This is a genomic window from Pseudomonas viciae (assembly GCF_004786035.1).
Taxonomy (GTDB): domain Bacteria; phylum Pseudomonadota; class Gammaproteobacteria; order Pseudomonadales; family Pseudomonadaceae; genus Aquipseudomonas; species Aquipseudomonas viciae.
Window position 1 is genome coordinate 3,271,228 of the sequence record NZ_CP035088.1, and the last position, 20,501, is coordinate 3,291,728.

Annotated in this window: 21 protein-coding genes and 1 pseudogene; 10 read left to right on the forward strand and 12 right to left on the reverse strand. The window is 57.7% G+C overall.

The window, feature by feature from the left end:
- Positions 1 to 45: 45 nt before the first annotated feature.
- Together EPZ47_RS14785 and EPZ47_RS30110 are read left to right on the forward strand one after the other, a co-directional pair.
- Complete coding sequence (locus EPZ47_RS14785; protein ID WP_135845467.1) at positions 46 to 399, forward strand: winged helix-turn-helix transcriptional regulator; 354 nt, start codon at positions 46 to 48, stop codon at positions 397 to 399.
- A 93-nt stretch (positions 400 to 492) separates the two neighbouring features.
- Positions 493 to 669: a hypothetical protein gene (locus EPZ47_RS30110; RefSeq protein ID WP_158296356.1), complete on the forward strand. Its 177-nt coding sequence runs from the start codon at positions 493 to 495 to the stop codon at positions 667 to 669.
- A 194-nt stretch (positions 670 to 863) separates the two neighbouring features.
- Here the strand turns inward: EPZ47_RS30110 and EPZ47_RS30600 are convergent, their stop codons facing one another.
- Together EPZ47_RS30600 and EPZ47_RS14790 are read right to left on the reverse strand one after the other, a co-directional pair.
- Complete coding sequence (locus EPZ47_RS30600; RefSeq protein WP_272949226.1) at positions 864 to 998, reverse strand: hypothetical protein; 135 nt, start codon at positions 996 to 998, stop codon at positions 864 to 866.
- An 885-nt stretch (positions 999 to 1,883) separates the two neighbouring features.
- Positions 1,884 to 2,384 (reverse strand): Lrp/AsnC family transcriptional regulator, encoded by a 501-nt coding sequence (locus tag EPZ47_RS14790; protein ID WP_135845468.1) that lies wholly within the window; start codon positions 2,382 to 2,384, stop codon positions 1,884 to 1,886.
- Between the two features lie 119 nt (positions 2,385 to 2,503).
- Between EPZ47_RS14790 and EPZ47_RS14795 the strand changes: the two genes are divergently transcribed.
- The 4 genes from EPZ47_RS14795 to EPZ47_RS14810 all read left to right on the forward strand — a co-directional run bounded on the left by EPZ47_RS14795 (position 2,504) and on the right by EPZ47_RS14810 (position 6,876).
- Complete coding sequence (locus EPZ47_RS14795; RefSeq protein ID WP_135845469.1) at positions 2,504 to 3,538, forward strand: histone deacetylase family protein; 1,035 nt, start codon at positions 2,504 to 2,506, stop codon at positions 3,536 to 3,538.
- Positions 3,539 to 3,588: 50 nt separating this feature from the next.
- Complete coding sequence (locus tag EPZ47_RS14800; protein WP_135845470.1) at positions 3,589 to 4,644, forward strand: ornithine cyclodeaminase; 1,056 nt, start codon at positions 3,589 to 3,591, stop codon at positions 4,642 to 4,644.
- 175 nt (positions 4,645 to 4,819) lie between these two features.
- Positions 4,820 to 6,235 carry an amino acid permease gene (locus EPZ47_RS14805; RefSeq protein WP_135845471.1) on the forward strand — a complete coding sequence of 472 codons (1,416 nt, stop codon included), beginning with the start codon at positions 4,820 to 4,822 and terminating at the stop codon, positions 6,233 to 6,235.
- A 95-nt stretch (positions 6,236 to 6,330) separates the two neighbouring features.
- Entirely contained in the window at positions 6,331 to 6,876 is a 546-nt protein-coding gene (locus EPZ47_RS14810) for a hypothetical protein (protein ID WP_135845472.1), read from the forward strand.
- Between the two features lie 42 nt (positions 6,877 to 6,918).
- On the opposite strand, the gene EPZ47_RS14815 is transcribed toward EPZ47_RS14810, so the two are convergent.
- The gene (locus tag EPZ47_RS14815) at positions 6,919 to 7,554 is read right to left on the reverse strand and encodes a hypothetical protein (protein WP_135845473.1); all 636 of its coding nucleotides are present in this window, start codon (positions 7,552 to 7,554) and stop codon (positions 6,919 to 6,921) included.
- 142 nt (positions 7,555 to 7,696) lie between these two features.
- Between EPZ47_RS14815 and EPZ47_RS30430 the strand changes: the two are divergent.
- Positions 7,697 to 7,771, forward strand: a pseudogene (locus EPZ47_RS30430) (hypothetical protein); the annotation flags it as partial.
- A 98-nt stretch (positions 7,772 to 7,869) separates the two neighbouring features.
- On the opposite strand, the gene EPZ47_RS14820 reads toward EPZ47_RS30430, so the two are convergent.
- The 8 genes from EPZ47_RS14820 to EPZ47_RS14855 form a co-directional block, all read right to left on the reverse strand.
- Positions 7,870 to 8,370: a lipocalin-like domain-containing protein gene (locus tag EPZ47_RS14820; protein ID WP_135845474.1), complete on the reverse strand. Its 501-nt coding sequence runs from the start codon at positions 8,368 to 8,370 to the stop codon at positions 7,870 to 7,872.
- A gap of 45 nt (positions 8,371 to 8,415) precedes the next feature.
- Positions 8,416 to 9,738, reverse strand: coding sequence for an NTP/NDP exchange transporter (locus EPZ47_RS14825; RefSeq protein WP_135845475.1), 1,323 nt, complete (start codon positions 9,736 to 9,738; stop codon positions 8,416 to 8,418).
- Between the two features lie 69 nt (positions 9,739 to 9,807).
- Positions 9,808 to 10,860 (reverse strand): oxidoreductase, encoded by a 1,053-nt coding sequence (locus EPZ47_RS14830; protein ID WP_135845476.1) that lies wholly within the window; start codon positions 10,858 to 10,860, stop codon positions 9,808 to 9,810.
- A 43-nt stretch (positions 10,861 to 10,903) separates the two neighbouring features.
- Positions 10,904 to 11,164 (reverse strand): DUF2790 domain-containing protein, encoded by a 261-nt coding sequence (locus tag EPZ47_RS14835; RefSeq protein WP_135845477.1) that lies wholly within the window; start codon positions 11,162 to 11,164, stop codon positions 10,904 to 10,906.
- Between the two features lie 160 nt (positions 11,165 to 11,324).
- Complete coding sequence (locus EPZ47_RS14840; protein WP_338051099.1) at positions 11,325 to 12,701, reverse strand: heavy metal sensor histidine kinase; 1,377 nt, start codon at positions 12,699 to 12,701, stop codon at positions 11,325 to 11,327.
- A complete protein-coding gene (locus tag EPZ47_RS14845; RefSeq protein WP_135845479.1) occupies positions 12,698 to 13,402 on the reverse strand; it encodes a heavy metal response regulator transcription factor in 705 nt (234 codons plus the stop codon). The genes EPZ47_RS14840 and EPZ47_RS14845 overlap by 4 nt, the downstream gene beginning before the upstream one ends.
- Positions 13,403 to 13,724: 322 nt before the next feature.
- Positions 13,725 to 14,279: a LuxR C-terminal-related transcriptional regulator gene (locus EPZ47_RS14850; RefSeq protein WP_135845480.1), complete on the reverse strand. Its 555-nt coding sequence runs from the start codon at positions 14,277 to 14,279 to the stop codon at positions 13,725 to 13,727.
- Between the two features lie 196 nt (positions 14,280 to 14,475).
- Positions 14,476 to 15,909: an HD domain-containing phosphohydrolase gene (locus EPZ47_RS14855; protein WP_135845481.1), complete on the reverse strand. Its 1,434-nt coding sequence runs from the start codon at positions 15,907 to 15,909 to the stop codon at positions 14,476 to 14,478.
- A 114-nt stretch (positions 15,910 to 16,023) separates the two neighbouring features.
- Between EPZ47_RS14855 and EPZ47_RS14860 the strand changes: the two genes are divergently transcribed.
- Together EPZ47_RS14860 and EPZ47_RS14865 are read left to right on the forward strand one after the other, a co-directional pair.
- A complete protein-coding gene (locus tag EPZ47_RS14860; RefSeq protein WP_135845482.1) occupies positions 16,024 to 16,785 on the forward strand; it encodes an alpha/beta hydrolase in 762 nt (253 codons plus the stop codon).
- A 247-nt stretch (positions 16,786 to 17,032) separates the two neighbouring features.
- Entirely contained in the window at positions 17,033 to 18,592 is a 1,560-nt protein-coding gene (locus tag EPZ47_RS14865; RefSeq protein ID WP_238346739.1) for a GMC family oxidoreductase, read from the forward strand.
- A 40-nt stretch (positions 18,593 to 18,632) separates the two neighbouring features.
- Here EPZ47_RS14865 and EPZ47_RS14870 read toward each other — a convergent pair whose 3' ends face one another.
- A complete protein-coding gene (locus tag EPZ47_RS14870; protein ID WP_135847993.1) occupies positions 18,633 to 19,556 on the reverse strand; it encodes a LysR substrate-binding domain-containing protein in 924 nt (307 codons plus the stop codon).
- Between the two features lie 118 nt (positions 19,557 to 19,674).
- Between EPZ47_RS14870 and EPZ47_RS14875 the strand changes: the two genes are divergently transcribed.
- Positions 19,675 to 20,451 (forward strand): SDR family oxidoreductase, encoded by a 777-nt coding sequence (locus tag EPZ47_RS14875; protein ID WP_135845483.1) that lies wholly within the window; start codon positions 19,675 to 19,677, stop codon positions 20,449 to 20,451.
- Positions 20,452 to 20,501: the final 50 nt, after the last annotated feature.

Here is a 20,501-nt window from a genome sequence, read left to right on the forward strand (position 1 = left end):
GGTAAGTACGCACCAAAAGGTGGGTAACTCACTAGAGAGAAAGAAATGGAACGGGAATGGAACTGCAGCGATCCGCGAAATCGGCGTGAGTGGGCTGAGGCGACTACTGAAACTCTTCGCGTTTTGGAAGGAAAATGGAAAATCATCATTTTGTGTCAGCTCTTCGCGGCAAAGGATGCGCTTCGCTTCTCAGATTTGGAGAAGCTTATCGAAGGGATCAATCAGAAGATGTTGATCCAACAGCTAAAGCAGCTAGAGAAGGACGGTATCGTGCTGCGGACGGTGTACCCGCAGGTGCCACCCAGGGTGGAGTACCAACTCACGCCTATCGGCCATGCGCTCGGGCCATCGATCCAAGCGTTGATCGAATGGGCGGAGATGAGGCGTGATCACATCTAACAGCTATTGGGCCTCCGCGCATACCCCTAACCTGCTTGTCGCGACGGGATTGCCGAACTCTTACGATCCGAACACATACATACCGCGATCGACATGAAGGGCGCCATCCCCGACGGCAGCGAAAGACTTTGCCGCGCGATTGGATTCGGTCAGGGTGTTCGCGAAGCGTTTGAACGAGCCGCCACGCAGTATCCCGAGGAAGCCAATATTCCCCAATTGTTCGTAAACCCGGCAGCAACGGAGGCTGATCTGACACTGGTCAAACCATGATGTCTAGATTGGCCAGGGCGCAGTGCAATGTGAGCACAACTTGGTGGATAAATCACTCCGCCGCCCTGCTCAGCCAGGTATCAGCCCTGCATGTTTTACAGTCTGGACTCACCGCTGTAGCTGGACTGGATATGGATGGGATAGGCTTTAAAAAAGGGCTGCCCACTCTCATAGGCCGCCCTTAAACACCCGATCTAGCTGCTCCTTATTTCATCAATCCAGCGAATCAACTGGCGAAAGCATTCACGAAAAGCTTCGGATACAGCCAACGCTGCAAGCCAGGAGGCAGTTTTTTTCAGCCAGTCAGGTGCGCCACGGCGAGTGCTCATAGTCGTAATCCTATGCATGAGCTAATAGACGTGGGCGTTTCAGCCGAGATTAATTGCGCACCCATGATAGGTACGGCCGAGGCTCGGCCACGGAAATGGCCGGCGTCAAGCTTGATAACGCTCTTGCCAGTGGCTCATCTTCATCGACGGCCATTGCTAAGAACTCGCATCAGACACCCGATCCTCGAATGCACTGCGCTTCTTCTGCTCTCACATCACGATAGATGAAGAGTTCTTTGGGCTCTCGACTTCGCACGGGGGCACATATCGAGAGCGCTATTTTTTGGCTACAAACCCAGCGCAGCCGAGGCGCGCCGAATCTAGCGGCTACCATGAGACGCGGTTAAGGCGCCCCCGGTGGTTTTTTCCTGATAAGCCGATAAGGGCTATCGGTCCGTCTACGCGATTCAGGTGCGTGACGCGTCTGTGCTCTGCAACTGAATGAACTCCTCAGTTGCAACAGGCCCTGACACCTTGAGCGTGTAGGCACAAGCCGATCCTCGGCAACGCACTACATCATTCTGGGGCGTTGCACTCAACGTGCAACGCTCCGATTTTTCTAGTAGCCCTAATCTAAAGTTCCTTTAGGTAGGGGCACCTAGTAATTTTTAGGCCTGGCCATCAGCAATCGCTTGGTACAGCCTGGCCGGCGTCATCGCTAAACGAAAAGTCTCTCGCTGGCTGATGAGCTATGTTTGGTCTGAAACAGCCCGTTGTTTTGAACATGGAAATCCAGGTTCGCGATGAGCATACAGGCTAGCGAGTGGTGTTTGCCACTATCTTCGCCGTCCTGAGAGATCAGGCATGCGAATTTCGCCGCGCTGCCGGTACGCATCTTCAGAATAATGCCCAAGTATTGTGCAGAGGGGAAAACCGTTCCCCCACTCACTCCTTGGTCGATTTGGGTATTGCTATACGGCTACTGGTCTTGACCTCGCGCAACGCCAGGCTCGACTGAATGGATGCAATACCCACCTGACGCCTGAGCACCTGCTCGATAAAGTCACTGTAGCTATCAAGATCCTCTGCCAACACTTGCAGCACGTAATCGGCATCCCCGGTGATCTTGTGGCAGGACAACACTTCGGGCAGTTGCGCAATCACCGCCTCGAAGGCGTCGGGAGCGTGATCGGCGTGGGTGGAAAAACGGATGTGCACGAACGCCATGATATCCAACCCCAGCATGCGTCGATCAAGGTTAGCCTGATAGCCCTTGATCACGCCCGCCTCCTCCATTCTCTTTCGCCGCCGCCAGCAAGGCGTGAGGCTTAGCGACAGGCGCTCGCTGAGCTCGGCGTTGGAAATGCTCGCATCATCTTGCAGCAAGGTGAGTATCGCCAAGTCAGTCTCGTCGAGACTGATGCGATTGGATGATTTTTTCCGCATTTCGCAATTCCTGAGTAAAAACGCCCGAAAAATCTAGCAGACCACGAAAATAAAGCAAAGAAAGCGCATCCAGACCGGAAGAGAATATTTGCACTGGTTCAAATTAACGGATGCGCAGAATGTTTACAGTTTTCAGTGATTCCCATCGCTTGCACCACGGCACCGAGTTGAAAGACGGCGTGCTCAAGCCGTCCTTCGAACAGCCCAGCCGAGCCGATACCGTCCATAATCGGATCAAGCAGGTAGGCCTTGGCCAGATCGTCGAGCCACGGGCCTTTGACCGGTCGTGTTACGTCAATGCGCACAGCGAGCGCTACGTCAGCTTTCTTGAAAGCGCATGGTCACAATGGTGTGCGACCGGGCGTACCCACGATGCCTTGCCGCTGGTATGGCCAGTGCGCGATTTGTCCAACGATCAAGTCCCGACGTTCATCGACGGAAAGCTCGGCTTCTTCGCCATGGATGCCGGTTCCCCGATTACCGCGACCACATGGCAAGCCGTAAAGACCAGTGCTGACATCGCCCTCACCGGCCTGGCGCTGATCGATGAAGGCCACGACAGTGCCTTCGCCCTGTGCCGTCCGCCCGGCCATCACGCAGCGCGTGAATACATGGGTGGCTATTGCTATCTCAACAACGCCGCCATTGCCGCACAACAGGCCATTACTCAAGGCGCGAAACGTGTCGCGGTACTGGACGTCGACTTCCATCATGGCAACGGCACCCAGAACATCTTCTACGAACGCAGTGACGTCATGTTCGTGTCGCTGCACGGCGAACCCGCGGTTTCTTATCCGTACTACTCAGGCTTTAGCCACGAAGTCGGCGCCGGCCGCGGCGAAGGTTACAACCTCAACTACCCGTTGCCGAAAAACACGACCTGGGAAAGCTATCGCAATGCCCTGCTCCACGCCTGCAGGAAACTCCAGCAATTCGCCCCTGAAGTGCTGGTCATTTCACTCGGCGTCGACACGTTCAAGGACGACCCTATCAGCCACTTCTTGCTGGAAAGCGAAGATTTCATCGGCATCGGCGAGCTGATAGCGGATGTGGGTTGCCCCACTCTGTTCGTGATGGAAGGCGGCTATATGGTCGATGAAATCGGAATCAATGCGGTCAATGTGCTGCATGGCTTCGAGAGCAAACGCCCCTGAGTCGTCCCCTGCCCCGCAACGTTGTTACTACTGAACCGGAGACTAAAAACATGACTCTTTTTATAGACGTCGATCATGCCGCACGCCTGTTCGCCACAGTGGGCATTCGCCGCTCAATCCGCGAAATGGCAGATTACATCGAAGCTGACTATTCACGTTGGGCGCAGTTTGATAAGTCGCCCCGCACCGCCAATCATTCGGCCAAGGGTGTGATCGAGTTGATGCCGACCGACGATGGCCAGCAGTACTCGTTCAAATACGTCAATGGTCATCCGGACAACGGTCAAAGCAATTTGCTGACGGTCATGGCCTTCGGTGTCCTGGCCGATGTCCACAGCGGCTATCCAACCCTGCTCAGTGAACTGACGCTGACCACCGCTGTGCGCACTGCAGCGACCTCTGCCTTGGTGGCGAAGTCCCTGGCGCGCCCGGATGCAAGCATCATGGCCATCATCGGCAATGGCGCCCAGAGCGAATTTCAGGCCCTCGCCTTCCATGAAATGCTATCGATCAAGGAACTGCGCATATTCGATATCGATCGTGACGCCTCGCTTAAGTTGAAGCACAACCTGTCCGCATTCCCGGATCTTGAGGTGATCCTGGCCGGCTCTGTGCAAGAAGCGGTCAAGGGCGCAGACATCGTCACCACGGTCACCGCAGATAAAGCCTACGCAACGATTTTGACGCCCGAGATGATCGAGCCCGGCATGCATATCAATGCCGTAGGGGGTGACTGTCCGGGGAAAACCGAGCTGCACGCCGAGATCTTGCGCAATGCCCGGGTCATCGTTGAATTTGAACCTCAGACTCGGATTGAAGGTGACATCCAGCAATTGGAAGCCGACTTTCCCGTCGTCGAGTTTTTCCGGATTGTTCAAGGCGAAATTAAGGGCCGCGAGAACGACGCACAGGTCACTGTGTTCGATTCGGTGGGTTTTGCCCTCGAAGACTTTTCGTCACTGCGCTACGTGCTAGACCTGGCCCAGGAGTATGCAATCGGTGAGCACATCCACTTGGTGCCGACGCCTGCCAACATAAAAAACCTCTATCAAATCCTCGATCAGCAGCCAGCAATCGTCCCCTCACGCCTGCGCACAGTGAGCTGAAAACCATAGCTGATGCCCCTGAGCAAAGTGCCAAGGGGCTACTTACCACTGTGTGTACGCGGCAAATCTCGCTATCCACAAACAACCACCGTCAGTAGCCGTTGCATCTCTAACAAATACGCAAGACACCACCTTTCTGCCAAAACTCAAAAACATAAAATCAAGAGGTTTTGTAATGAAATCGACTCCGTCAGGGCTGATTGAACAGCCCGCGCTGCAGCGCACCCTCAGCAATCGTCACATTCAGTTAATGGCCATGGGAGGCGCCATCGGTACCGGTCTGTTCATGGGTTCCGGGAAGATCATCGCCCTCTCGGGCACGTCGATCATCCTCATCTACATGATCATCGGTCTGTTCGTTTATTTCGTCATGCGTGCCATGGGCGAAATGCTGCTCTCCAACTTGAACTTCAAAACCTTCGCAGATTTTGCCGGTGCCTACCTCGGCCCGCGCGCAGCGTTCTTTCTTGGCTGGTCGTATTGGCTGAGCTGGAGCGTTGCGGTGATAGGTGATTGCGTAGTGGTCGGCGGATTTTTTCAGTATTGGTTCCCCGATGTACCCGCCTGGATACCGGCCATCGGCATGCTGATAACCCTGTTCGCCTTGAATGTGCTGACGGTCAGGCTTTTTGGTGAAGTGGAGTTCTGGTTCGCGATCATCAAGATCATTGCCGTCATCACCCTGATTGGCGTCAGCATGGTGTTGATTGCCAGTTCCTTTGTATCACCCAGCGGTGTTACTGCATCTCTGAACCACCTGCTGGATAAACAAGCGGCCTTTCCCAACGGCCTGTTCGGTTTCTTTGCCGGTTTCCAGATGGCAATCTTCTCATTTGCCGGTACCGAACTGATCGGCACCGCCGCCGCCGAAACCCGCAACCCCGAGAAGACCCTACCGAAAGCCATCAACTCGATTCCGCTGAGAATCATCCTGTTTTATGTGCTGGCACTGGCCTGCATTATTGCAGTGACTTCGTGGCAGCAGGTTTCGCCTAGCAAGAGCCCTTTCGTCGAGCTGTTCCTGGTTGCAGGTTTTCCCGCAGCGGCCGGTATCGTTAACTTTGTGGTGCTGACGTCTGCCGCTTCCTCGGCCAACAGTGGTGTATTTTCGTCTAGCCGCATGCTGTTCGGACTGGCCAACCAGGACAACGCCCCGGGGATTTTCCGACGTCTGTCGAGCAATAGCGTGCCTCTGCTGAGCCTAGCGTTCACCACGCTGTTAATGCTCGTGGGCGTGCTGTTGCTTTTCATCATTCCAGAAGTGATGACGGCATTCACCATTGTTTCTACTGTATCGGCAATCCTCGTGATCTTTACTTGGTCGACCATCCTTGCATCGTATATTGCCTATCGCAAAAAACGACCTGAGCTGCATGCGAAATCGGCCTACAAAATGCCTGGTGGCGTGCCAATGGCCTGGTTTTCCCTGGCGTTTCTGGCCTTTGTTCTTTGTCTGCTGGCATTGAGACCTGACACCCGTATTGCGTTGATGGTCATGCCAGGGTGGTTCATATGGTTGGCAATTGCTTACCCGTTGACCTCTTCCAGAAAGCCTAAAACCGCTGCTGGATCTGCCAGCCAATACAGTTGAGATGTTTGGGTGCACCGTAAACCTCAACTCATCCTTGATGGCTTAAGGCTATCAGTCGATAATCACGCCTTCTAAAAAGCACATAAGGATTTGCTGTGAAGAAGCTCTACTTGGCTCTACCGTTCTGCGCGTTGCTGCTACAAGGCTGTGGTGTAACCATGACCCGCTATGAACCCAATTTTCAGAACGTTCAGCAGCTCAAGCAAAATGCCCCCATGCAGCCCTTGCGCGAGACGCAGGTGAATGCGGATTCAGGTCAAGGGTCGCTGATGGTGCGCCTGAACCCGATTTCGTCGCCCGAGGGTAGCGTTCCACTGCACATCCAGGCAGCGATCAACGATGAGCTTCGTCAGGCGGGGCTGTTGGACCCTCGTGCAGACCGGCAGTTGCAGGTTCAGTTGGTCAAGAGCCAGCTCACCGCAGGCATGAGCAACGGCCATGGCGAGGTGGCTGCACGCTTCACGCTGCGTAAGGGTGATCAGGTTTTATACGAAACCACTAAAGATGTGCAGCGTGATTGGGACAGCAGTTTCTTCGGTCCGATCGCCATTCCGGCTGCCGCGAACAACTACAACCCTATGGTTCAAGACCTGCTCAAGAGCTTGTACAGCGACCCACAGTTCACTCAAGCGTTGAAGTGATCAAAAAAAAGAGCCGCGATTGCGGCTCTTTTTCTATCGGTGTCAGCCCCGTGGAATGCGGGTGTCGACAGCGGAGTATTTTATGCGGTTGTTGTCGACCCAGTTCTTCAACAACGCATTGACCTGCCGGTTGAAGGTGTCGGTGATAGCAGCCTTGGGCGTATTACTTGCCAGGGGCAGAAACCAGATGCCCATCCAGGTGTTTATCGCATCATGATTGCTGGTCTTGCCCAGCGGCTGACCCTGCTCGTCCAGGGTTTCCAGGCTCATGGTGTACTGGTCGGTTGCCAACGCAGGAATGATCGTGAACGTGAAGCCACTGATGAACGCCAGGACCATTTGCCCACCGCCTGGCGCATGGTTATAGACCTTCAATCGAAGGCTGTAGTCGCCTGGTTGCTTCTGGAATTCGTCAAATACCACGCGCCCAAAAAGCCCTGACTCATCGAAGGTTCGCTTCAGATCGGGCTTGAGCATGTCGCGAGCCTGCGGCATCTCGGTGGCCTTGGCATTGTCGGGATCGCCCTGATAGAAATCGAAATCGACATAGACGTTCGGCTTGTTCGAGTAGCTGGCCATTGAAGGCAGATTCACGGGGGCTACTTCATCTTTGGTGAAACTGGCACATCCACTCAGGCTCAAGGCCAAGGCAAGGCCTACGGCTTTTGCAAATTGCATATCGACATCCTTGCGTAATTTTACTAATGCCGCTCATAGAGAGGGGAATGGATTCTAGCGGGATCCGCTTAAAAGCAAAAGGCCATCATTTAGTGGCCTACACTCATTTCCTCGTCCTTGAACAAGCTGGCTTAACCCAGCGCCTGGTAGCTATGAAATAGCCACGCTTTCTGCCAGGTTGGCCATTGCAGCGGTCGATGCCGTGCTCGTCGGGGAATAGGCATCGGATTTTTGTTTTCGGCTTCACGGTTCCAGACCGGCCGATGCATGAGGACACTCAAATCAAGCATGGCCAGCATGGAAGATACTTCGCAGCTACCTTACACGCTCCCAGACGATGTGAACCTTCGCCCCATCCGGGCGCCGAAAATCTTCTACCATCCGGTCGCCGTCGATCTTCAGTTGCAAGTCATCCCGGGTACGCACCGCGCCCACCCAGTTTGGAAATGTAGCCCCTTCGACGGTGTTGCCCGTGAACTCGCCATTCGGGTTAACGGTGTATCGTCCAAAGAAACCGATGCTACCGCGCATGGCTGCGCGGTTTTCCTCATCGGTGCCTTCGCCACGCACGTTGGAGCGAAACGGCGGCACACGCGGATCTGTGAGCACTTCAATAAACGTCAACTCTGGGGTGAAAACGAGCCAGCCATGAGGATTGGGTCCATAAGCATCCGAGCTACTGCCCTGGCGCTCAACCGTTGCGCTGATCATGCGCCAGGTGCCGACCAACGAATTTTCCTTGCCCGCAAAAGCTGTGGAGAAAACCGAAAAGGCAATGACCGCACTTACTGCCAGTACCCTGCTTTTTAGAGTCATCCGTATCACCTCTCACTGTAAGGGCGCGATGGAGAATAAAAATCTTCATGCCCTGGCCGAGATAATTGCCAGGCGTAGCTCCCGCGAAGCGGCATCATCGGCCTGCCGTCCCAATTGCCAGCCCAAGTACCCCCACAGCAACGCGCAACACGCGCCAATCATCGCGGCCAGGCCGGCGCCCTGCCCCAGCATGTCAAGCAGGCTCTTGGCCCAGCCGCTCATGGCATCACCGGCGCGATAAACCACGGTGTCGATGAAGTTCTTGGCCTTGTATTTACTCTCGGCATCCAAGGGCGCGAAGAGCATTTCCCTGCCCGGCCGGACGAACGCGTACTCGCCGATTCGTCGCACGATCATCAACGTCGTAAGCAGCGCAAACCCGGGCGCCAACGCCAGGCCAAGGAAGCCGATGCACATGAGCAGCGGGACAACGGCCAGCAACGCACGTACCCCCAGCTTCGGCGCGATACGACCGGTGATGAACAACTGGGACAGCAACGCGCCCGCCTGCACGATGATATCGATGGTGCCAAAGATGCGAACTTGCGATTCGCGATCCGGATAGTGCTCGGCCACCAGGCGCGCCTGCTCAAAATAAAGAAAGGTGCTGACGGTCGCCAACAGCACCACGAACCCGGCGATCCCCAGCAGGTAAGGTGATCTGAGCACGGCCGTCAAACCGCTGAACGGGTTGCCGCGCAATGGCTGCCGAGGACTTTGCGTCGGCGCGGCGCCGGGTCGGCCGGCCCCACCCTTTTCCCGCCATCTCATCAGTGCCCGTTTCAAGACAAGTGTGGCACCGAGCAACAAAGCCGCCAGCAGCATTAACCCAGAGGCGCCGAAGATACCGATGAGCAGCGTGCTCAGGGCCGGCCCCAGCAGACCGCCGATGCTGGCACCGGCAGCGATAAAGGCAAATAAACGTTTGGCCTGCTCGCTGTCGAATACATCCGCCATCAAGCTCCAGGCCACGGACACGACAAACAGGTTATAAACCGAGATCCAGACGTAAAAGACCCGGGCCAGCCAGACACTGTCCGGCTGGAACTGGAAGAATTCGACGAACATCAGCAGGTTGACGCCGAAGAAGCCGTACACCCAGTCGATGAGGCGCAAGCGCGGTACCCGGGAACTGAGCCAGGCAAACATCGGAACCGCTGCCAGCATGACCAGGAAGGTCGCGGTGAACAGCCATTGCAGGTTCTCTACGCCCGCCGCGATGCCCATCGACTCACGGATCGGGCGCAGCATGAAGTAACCGGTGAAGAGGCACAGGAACAGCAGGAATCCGTACAGCGCCGGACGCAGCTCATCGTCGCTGGCGTTAAGGGCGAGGCTCAGCCGGTGCAGATAGGAAAGCGTACTCATGGGAACTCCAGGAAGACGGCAACAGGCCAGGGGGTGGGCACGGGACGAACACCCGCGCCCAAGGTTGCATCAGGGGTAGATGACACCGGTCAGCCGTTCGGAGACCGTCCAAAGCCGATCGGAATCCGCCTCCCTGGTCGCTGCAGCAGGCGTCTTGGCAAAACCCAGCGGACCGCGCTTTTCCTGGTCTCCGGTCGGCCCGTAATAGGCGCCGCCGACGGCCTGCGCAGCGGTGGCGGCATACAGCGTGGGCAGCGCCCCTTGTGCCGCTGAGTGGTAGGCGTCGCGGTCCTGGGCCCAGCGCTGGCCGAATTCACTGTTGAGGCCGGGGCCGCGTTCGACCAACTCGGTTACGGCAACGCCGGGGTGCGCGGCGATGCTACGAATGCCCCAGTTTTCGGCATCGCTGCGCCGCTGCAGCGCGAACGCCCAATGCAGGATGGCCAGTTTCGATTGCGCGTATGTCGCATACGGGTCGTACTTCTGGTTGGCCTGGAGGTCATCGAAGTTTATCGCGCCACGGGTCGCTGCAATGCTTGAAAGGCTCACCACGCGGGCGTCCTGGCTTTGACGCAGGAGTGGCACCAACAGGCCGGTCAGCGCGTAGTGCCCCAGGTAATTGGTTGCTAACTGAAGTTCGAAACCATCGGCTGATGTACCTCGTTCGGACGGCGCCATGATGGCGGCATTGTTGATCAACACGTCGAGGCGCGGCAGCCTCTGATTAAGACGCTGGGCCAGGTCGCGCACGGATGAAAGGTTGGCCAGGTCCACGGCCTCGAACTGCACCTTGGCATCGGGCACCGACTGTTGAATGCGTGCAATGGCCTGCGCGCCGCGCTCTGGATTGCGAGCAGCGATAATCACCTGCGCGCCGGCACGCGCCAGTGCCAGCGCATCCTCATAACCCATGCCGCTGGTGCCACCGGTGATCAGGACGATTCGGCCCTTCTGCGACGGTATGTCGTTGGTCGACCAGTCGGGTTTCGGTGCGACACGAGCCGTCGCTTCGACACTTACGGCACTGAGCAGCGCGACACCGGCGAGAAGCGCTCGGCCCAGTCTCATCAGCGGGTTTATGGTGTTCAGAACGCCGATTGCGGAGGAGGTTGTGTTCCACATGGTTGAATCCTCTATTTGAATAATGAACCGACACGGTCGGCGCTCACTGGATGGAACACGCCTCAGCCTGTTGCAGATAGCTGACTTGGCGGATTTCCCCTTGCGTATCCACGTAGGTCATTTTTGCCCGCACGACCTCACACACTTGCGAGCTCGGGACCTCGATGCGAATGGCGTGGGCGATGTCCAGCGGCATGCCATATTCGTAAGCCGGTGGTTCCTTGTTTTCTTTGGCAAACAGAGGCGAACCGCTCAATGTGATGACGGCCAGCAGACTGGCGATCGACAGGTTTTGGATATTCATGATGGACTCCACGACTGCCTTTACCGGGATGGTCGTAGCACTCTAGGAGGGGGACACTGACGTCAAGGTGACTGCTGACTGACAGGAAGATGTCAAACGCCGATGCTGGGGAAACACCGGCGTTCGCTAAGACGCAACAGCGCTCAGCCAAGGCCTGCGACTAGCGCGCCGCTTGGCTCGTCAGGGAAAATCCGAAGGTATTGAGCCCATTCTTGCTGTGGGCAAACACTCGTCCACCGTGCATGGACGCCACGGCTCGCACAATGGAAAGCCCCAAGCCATGGTGCGCGTCGCTCCGGGCCCTGGCGGCGTCGGCGCGATAGAAGCGTTCGAATAAATGCTCCAGGTGCACGTTGTCGATGGGTTCGCCCGCATTGGAAACGCTCACCTCGGCCTGCATGCCATGACTTTCCAGGCGGACGATGATGACGCTCTGCGGCACCGCGTATCGCGCCGCGTTCTGTATCAGATTGGCGAGGGAACGGTGAAACAGGCGTCGGTCGATGCATACACGCATGTCGCCTTCGATCTCCACGCTCAGCTGTTTGTCGTGCAAGACAGGCTCAAGGTATTCCACGGTCTTCGACGCCTCTTCATAAAGCGAGACATCACTGAGCTCGGTCGCCCGCTGCCCACTTTCGGCACCCGCCAGAAACAGCATGTCATTGACGATAGTGCCCATCCGCTCCAGCTCTTCGAGGTTGGACTGCAACAGATCCTGAAGCTCATTCACGTCCCGCCCGTGGGCCAACGCAACCTGGGTCTGCCCGATCAGGTTGGTCAACGGCGTTCGCAGCTCGTGGGCCACATTGGCATTGAACCCTTCGAGCTGGCACCAGGCCGCTTCCTGGCGAGCCAAGGCGCCGTTGAACGACACCGCCAACTCCTGCAATTCGCTTGGCAGCGCCTCGGTGTCCAGTCGCTGCTTCGAATCCCCCGGCGGCAGGCTGTTGGCCTGACGGCTCAGGCGCCTGACCGGCCCCAGGCCAAAACGCGCAATCCAGTAACCGAGCAATGCAACCAGCACAACGCCCAGCGCCGAAATCAGGATCAGCGTCTTGGTGAACTGGTCCAAGGTCTTCATGAACGGTGTTGAATCGAGTCCCACAATAAAGCGCAACTCCGGCCGGCTACCCATGGAGGCAATGGTCTTGATCAGCAGCACCATGGGACGATCTCGGTCAGGTATCTCGACCGTGGAGAATCCATCCGGGCGCTTCGACCAATCCTGGCCGTCCGGCATGGCCCCGCCATAACTGTAGGCCGGGTCATCAACCAGGACCCAATAACGCACCCGCTCGTCCGTGGGCGTCAGGCCATCCAGCTTCTCACGCAAGCCGACCCAGAACGCCGGCGAATCGTATTTTGCAAGTACCGGATCGAGTACGGAATGGCGCAGGATCAGCTCGTTCTGCATCTGATCTTCGAGCGATTGCTTCAAGGAACAGCGCAACAGCGTCGCACTGACCGCGGTGATCAGCATGACCGAAAGCGCAAACATCAGGCCGAGTCGCCTGGATATCGATCCTTTCATCATGGCGTACCATTTTGCCTGCCATCGGCTTCGCGGCTTTCCAGTACATAGCCCATGCCACGGACGGTATGCAGCAGCTTGCGTGGATAAGGCGCATCCACTTTAGCTCGCACACGCTTGATCGCAACCTCGACTACGTTGGCGTCACTGTCGAAATTCATGTCCCAGACCTGTTCGGCGATCATCAATTTGGGAAGAATCTCGCCCTGGTGCCGCGCCAACAGGCTCAACAGACAGAACTCCTTGGCCGTCAGGTCCAGCCGCACCCCGGCCCGGGTGACCTTACGCGATTGCAGGTCGACCTCGAGGTCATCGATGCGCAAGTGCGTCGGGTCGGCCGTGTCGTCGGCGAAACGCCGGATTAATGCCTGGATACGCGCGACCAGTTCGGCAAATGAAAAAGGTTTGGCCAGGTAATCATCGGCACCCTCTCGCAGCCCACGGACGCGATCATCCACCGTGCCCCTTGCCGACAACATGATGACCGGGGTTTTCTTGTACAGGCGCAAGCCCTGGAGCACGCCGTAGCCGTCCTTGCCCGGCAACATGACATCCAGGATAACGACGTCATAATCCATTTCCAGCGCGTAGTGCAGGCCATCGATGCCATTAGTCGCGACATCAACGATGTAGCCGAGCTCGCTCAAGCCACGGTGCACATAAGAGGACGTCTTTTCTTCGTCCTCGACGATGAGCAAACGCATCGGGTAACTCCTCCGTAGAAGCGGCGCGGGTCGAGACAGACTTTTATCCATCTCACAAGGATCCTGGACAGGCTGTGTGCACCATTCCCCAGACTACAGAACAAAGGTGTCCTGAGCCTGACCGCTTGCTGACATTCTTGTCAGATAGGCCGGGGCTTTGAACCCGAGCTGATAGCAGATTTCCTTCGCGGAACTGCCCAGGGGAGAAAGCTAGCGCACAACTCGCGTCTTCGCGCACGAGGCTCTCTTAGCCCGACGATTTACATTTGTCATTCATGGGGCTGCGTCAGGGTGCTGTCGACGCTGCATACTCCACTCTGAGTCAGATCAATCCCAGACTCATCGCCTTGAGTGTGGCCGCTGCGCGGGTGGTGCATTGCAGCTTGCGGAACATGTTTTCGACGTGGGTGCGCACCGTACTCGGACTGATGCCAAGCTGCCGCGCCACCTCCTTGTTGCTGCCTCCCTCACTGATGCAGCGCAAGATTTGTGCTTCACGCTCGGAGAGCGGGCTGCTGCTTATTCTGGAGGCGGCCATGGCGCGCGTGCCCTCCTCGCTCAAGCTGGGTTGGCTGCGCAATGCCTGTAAGGTCAGTGTTGCAACCTGCAGCCGATAGCCGATCTGTACTGAATCGCCTTCGAAGCCGCGGATGTAGCCGCGGCCATCGAGCCGTTCATAAGACTGAACCGCCCTCTGAGCCGCCAACGAGCGTCCAACAGACTGGCCACAGGCAGGCGACGTCCAATAAGGCACCCCCACTTTCTTTTCAAAACCGTCGTCTGGAAGCGCTCCTGGAATGAGCCAGACATGATGAACCGCCATGGCATGGCTCTCGGCATTGCTTGATAGGCAACTAAAACCGTTCAGGTCCATCATGCTCAGCTCCTGGTTATTTTTTTCAATCTTGTTTGGCAGGTCCGTCGCTTAATCTTAAGTAGATTTGCTAAAAAGCGCGTTGCATCTTTTCGATCAAAATCAAAACAATATTTCTTCGATAATCGAATAAGTTATTTTTGTTTCGAATAAATGATATATCGCGCAATAAACAACTATCGGCGAATTGCGCTTGGTCTCAAATCAACCTTAGCGTCAGGGCTTTAAGGGTCGCAGCCGCACGGGTGGTACATTGAAGTTTACGGAACACGTTTTCCACATGGGTACGGACCGTGCTCGGACTGATGCCCAGTTGACGCGCCACTTCCTTGTTGCTTCCCCCTGCGCTGATGCGCCGTAGAATTTCGGTTTCACGCTCGGAAAGCAGGCCACCGCCAGGCTTGCAGGCCGTCATCGTTGTGTCCCCGCGCGCCGCCGCGATGACCGCCTGACAGGCGCGTCGGTCAAAGCGTCCCTGGTCCGCCTCCTCCAGCAATAGGTGGGCAGCATCACTCTGACTCAGGGCCGGTCGCCACGGTCGCTCGCTCAGCAACGCTTGCCAAGCAAGGGTTGCGGCAAGCAAGAGGTGTTCGCTTTGCAGCGCGTCACCGCTGAGACTGCGAAAGTAACCACTGCCATCCAGTCGCTCGTACGCGTGAGCCGCTATCTGGCCCGACACTGCCAGCGCCGGTATCTGGCCGCAGGCCCGCGACGTCCAGTAAGGCACCAACCGCACTTGCTCAAGATCGCCCTCCAATAACGCTCCCGGAATGTTCCAGACTCGATTGGGCACTGCTGCGCGGCCAATGCCATGGATGAGCGCCGCTTGGCCGAGATGGTCAACGGCTGATGCCGGCAGGCCGGAAAGCCTGGCGGCTTCGCGCACCAGCTCTGAGGAGCGACGCGAATAGCCCGACAGCCACGGGAGCTTGAGATCGATCACATCGCCGACCAGGGTCAGCGGCACCTGTGCGGTGGTTTCCCGTGGATCAACAGATTGTGGCGTGCGCAGTTGATCCAACCAGTCCGTAGCGTGTTTCAACATTTCGGTGGCAAGCGCTGCTGGATAACGTCGGTCGCGCTTGCTGGTGATCCACTGTAGTGCCACCTCCAGGCCGTGGCTGCGGGACAGAATTTCCAGATCCCCTGCCAGCAACACCTGATAAACCACCTCCGGCACCTGCGGGTGACGCAGGCCGAACGGCCTTCCCTCCCCGTCGTATTGCTCGAACACATGACGCAGCCCGTGTTCGACTTCGGTTCTCAAGCCCAATGTATGGGCGATATCACCGGACACCTCGCAATGAATCTGTGCCAGCGGCGTGGACCTGCGCATCGCCCGCTGGCCCGACGCATTGAGGGTATGCGTCAGCATCGCGTTGCGGCCCTCGACGTCATCGCCCAGCAGCCGGGTGAAGCCCTCGGCATTGGCGGTGCAGCCTGACCAGCGCAGCAAGGCCACTTGGCGTCCGATCTCGGTGTGCTCGCCGGCGCCATTGCACGCCTGCGCGAGCATCTGCACCAATCGGGCGGTACGGCGCGACTGATCGAACGGCTGGCCCATGCTCAGGTCGCCCACCATGGACAACGCCAGAATGGCGTCTTCCAATTCGATACAGTCACCTGCCGACATGTCGTTTCCTCCGGGCATCCGATTGAACATTATTGATGGCCTCGGATAAATGACCGATACCTCAGCCGCCGAGTATCGCTGAAACTGCGCTCACCCCATACAGGAGATCGCATCATGTTCAAACCCAAGGCCCTTGCCCTCACTCTCGCCATGACCTGTTCGTTGTTCGGCGGCGCGGCCCATGCCGCGGCGCAGCAACCTTCTGTCGTCATCGTCCATGGCGCTTTCGCCGACGGGTCCGACTGGGGCAAGGTCGTCCCGCTGCTGCAGGCGGAAGGCATCAAGGTCACCGTAGTACAAAATCCGCTGACCTCGCTGGCTGACGATGTCGCCGCCACGCAGCGTGTACTGAACAACCAGGAGAACGACGTCGTATTGGTCGGCCATTCCTGGGGCGGCACCGTCATCAGCGAGGCTGGCACCGACAAGAAAGTACGCAGCCTGGTGTACGTCGCCGCGTTCGCTCCGGATGCCGGTCAAGCCAGTAAAGACCTGGGCAAGGACTACCCTGCTCCGTCCGGCGTGAAAGACATCGCCGCCGACAAAAACGGTTTCCTGTACATGACCGCCGAGGGCATGGCCACCGGTTTTGCCCAGGATCTTTCCGCCGAGCAAACCGCGGTAATGGCCGCGACGCAAGGGCCGATCCGCGCCTCGGCATTCGATGACAAAACCAGCGTCGCTGCCTGGAAAGGCAAGCCATCCTGGTACGTCGTGGCCAAGGAAGACCGGATGATTCAGCCTGATCTGCAGCGGGCTTTCGCCAAGAAGATCGGTGCCAAGGTCACCGAAATCGAAGCCAGCCATGTGCCGCAACAATCGCGCCCGGCCGATGTTGCAAAAGTCATCATCCAGGCTGTTCAGAAGAGCCAGTAATCTCAGGCCCCTCCTGCGCTGAGGTCGAGGGAAGTGCGCTGCACCTGGATGCTTGCCACCGCTAGTCATAGCGCGAACGGTAGTCGAACAGCCAGACGCAACGTACTTCCCTGCCCTCGCGAGATTCACCGCATGTTCGCCTCTGCACCTGGCTTGCCGCCCTATTTCCAAGGGCTGACGGCCGCTCACCCACTCGATCGACTCATCAACCTGGCGAACGATGACACTCCGCCCAAGGGACCTGCTCATGCCTATGAATTCCGAGCTGAAAAAACATCATTTCGATTTTATCGTCTGTGGAGCGGGCACTGCCGGCTCCGTCGTGGCTGGACGGCTGGCCGAAAACCCCGAGGTCGAGGTATTGCTCATCGAGGCCGGGGGCAGCGATGAACACCCCCACGTGCTGGAGCCGGGGAACTGGCCCCTGAACCTTGGCACCGAGCGCGATTGGAACTTCGTGGGTGCCGCAAACCCTCATCTCAACGACAGGAAAATCCCGCTGAATATGGGCCGCGGATTGGGCGGTGGGTCCAGCATCAATGTCATGTTGTGGGCCCGCGGTCATAAAAACGATTGGGAAGACTTCGCGACGCACAGTGGTGATCCTGCGTGGAACTACGCGTCGGTCCTGAAGATTTATCAACGCGTGGAAGACTATCGGGGCACCTGCGATCCAGCCCGTCGCGGCCAGGGCGGCCCAGTTCATGTCGCGCCTGTGCGAAACGCCCAACCGATTGCGAACGCCATGATCAGCGCGGCTGCCGGAATGGGTATACCTGCTTTTGACAACCCGAACGGCGCCATGATGGAAGGCCGCGGAGGTGCGGCGCTGAACGATCTCATCGTCAAGGATGGCCGGCGTCATTCCATCTACCGCGCATACGTCGCGCCACGCTGTGGCCAGCCCAACCTCACGGTCTTGACTGATACGCTTGTCAGTCGCGTGCTATTCAGGGACCAACGCGCCATCGGCGTGCAAACCATAAACAATGGCCAGATCGAGTGTTTTTACGCCAATCACGAAGTCATTCTGTCGCTGGGAGCGGTCAACACGCCTAAGGTCCTGATGCAATCAGGCGTGGGGCCGGAGGAAGAATTGCAGCGCCATGGCATTCCGGTCGTCCAGCCTCTCCCCGGCGTTGGCGCCAATCATCAAGACCACGTGTCCTTTGCCGTTATTTTCGAATACGCGACGCCACAAACGGTGGGTTACGGCGGCTCGGAGGCGACGCTCTACTGGAGCAGCGAAAGCGCTTTGCACCTCCCGGACATGTTCCACTGTCAGGTCGAATTTCCAGTGCCCAGCGCGGAGACCGCCTCACTCGGCGTGCCCGCACATGGCTGGACAATGTTCGCCGGCCTTGCCCACCCGGAAAGTCGCGGACGGGTCAAGCTCAGCGGCCCGAATGTGACCGATGCCCCCATCATTGAACCCAACACGCTGTCCCATCCGACCGATCTGTGCAACGCGCTGGAAAACATCCGTTTTGTCCAGGAACTGGGCGCGCAGGCCCCCTTCAAGGGCTTGATAAAAAGTGAAAGCCTGCCTGGAAAGCTGAATACCCAATCGCTCGAACACTACGCGCGCAACGCTGCGGTTACTTACTGGCACCAATGCGGTACGGCAAAAATGGGCCAGGACGCGATGTCCGTGGTCGACGGTCAACTGCGGGTCTACGGAGTCCAGGGTCTGCGCATTGCCGATGCTTCCATCATGCCGCATGTGACGAGCGGCAATACGATGGCCCCGTGCGTCGTGATCGGTGAGCGGGCCGTGGAGGCTATACGGTCCACTTACGACATATGAGCTTCGTGCATGCGCCCGTGACCCTGTTCATGCCAACCCGCTAAGGGCTGTTTCCTGCTGCCAATGGTTGAATGTTGGCACGGGCCAAATCGATAAACGCCTTGAGCGCTGCCGAAGGGTTGCGCCGGTTCGGGTAATACAGGCACAAGTTGTCTCGCGCAGGCGTCCAGTCCTCCAATACCCGCTCAAACGCTCCGGTCTCGATTTCGGCTTGAACGTCCTGTTCCATGAAAAAACCGAGGGCCACGCCTGTCCCGACTACTGCCTTGGCGAGGCCAGGCTCGTCCAGCGTGAATTGGCCGTTCACATCCAACCGGATGACCTCTCCATCGCGCTCCAGATACCACGGAAAAATGGCGCCGTTGGGTAGGCGGACCCGTAAGCAGTGATGTGTGAGTAGATCGGTTGGAGCCCGAGGTCGGCCGTGCACCTCGAAGTACGCTGGCGAGCCCACGATGGCGTAACGTTGCGGTCGGCCCAGCGGGATGACAATCATGTCGCTGGGCACCAGATTGGCAGATCGCACCCCGAGGTCGAATCCGCCCTCGACAATGTCCACGAGGCGCCCTTCGGTCACCAGATCGATATGCACCTTTGGGTAACGCCGTGAAAACTCCAGCATCAGCGGCATCAGGGGAGTCCGAGCGGCACTTGCAAATGCATTGATGCGCAAGACTCCCGAAGGTCCGACATTGTGCGAGCGCACCGCCTCGAGCGCAGCGCGAACATCCTGTAGCGCTGGCCCGACTTGCTCCATGTACAGCCTGCCGGCCTCGGTAAGAGACACGCTGCGTGTGGTGCGATTGAAGAGCCGCGTTTCAAGGTTCGACTCAACCTTGGCGATGGTATTGCTCAATGCAGTCGTGGAAACGTTCAGGTCGATAGCGGCTTGTCGAAACGAGGCCCGGCGCGCCACGGCCGTTACCGCCTCCAACTCATTGAGCCCTACACGAAGATCCGGCATTTGATTGTCCTGCTTATCGGGATTAGCCATTACGTTTATGCCAGTTGAGCAAACTATCCCGTGGACGGCAAGATCATTGGGTGTCATCAATTCACCCGTCATAGATGGAGATTACGCCATGAATCTTGATTTGAAAGGCAAGCGCGTTCTGGTCACCGGCGGCACCAAAGGTGTCGGTAAAGCGGTTGTGGAGCTGCTGCTCGACGAAGGCGCAAGAGTGCTGACCTGCGCTCGCCAGGTAAACATCGAAATGCCGCCAGACCTGTGCGTTCCGGCTGACCTGTCGACCCGGGAGGGTTGTGAGACCTTGGTGGCCGCAACCAAGCGAATATTGGGAGATGTCGACATCATCATCCATGTACTGGGTGGCTCATCGGCACCGGGTGGCGGCTTTGCTGCACTGGACGAGGAACACTGGCAACGCGAGCTCGATCTGAACCTGTTTCCGGCCGTGCGCATCGACCGTGCCTTGTTGCCGGGCATGCTCGAACGGAACGAGGGTGTCATCATCCATGTGACTTCCATTCAGAGCCGGCTGCCTCTGCCTGAAGCAACGACCGCCTACGCGGCTGCCAAGGCTGCGCTCTCGACTTACAGCAAAAGCCTGTCGAAGGAGATCTCGCCAAAAGGCGTGCGTGTTGTCCGGGTATCGCCGGGGTGGGTTGAAACCGAGGCGTCGGTCGCCTTGGCCGAGCGCTTGGCGAAAGAAGCAGGTACCGACTACGAAGGCGGCAAGCAGCTGATCATGAAAGCGTTAGGCGGTATTCCACTCGGCCGTCCCTCAAAACCTGCGGAAGTGGCGAACCTCATTGCCTTCCTGGCTTCGCCTCGCGCGGCCTCCATCACGGGCAGCGAATTTGTCATTGATGGCGGCACCATTCCAACGGCTTCATAAGAGGTGTGGGGCGGCTTCGGCTGTCCGCCCCCAGCCTTCAGGCAGCAAAT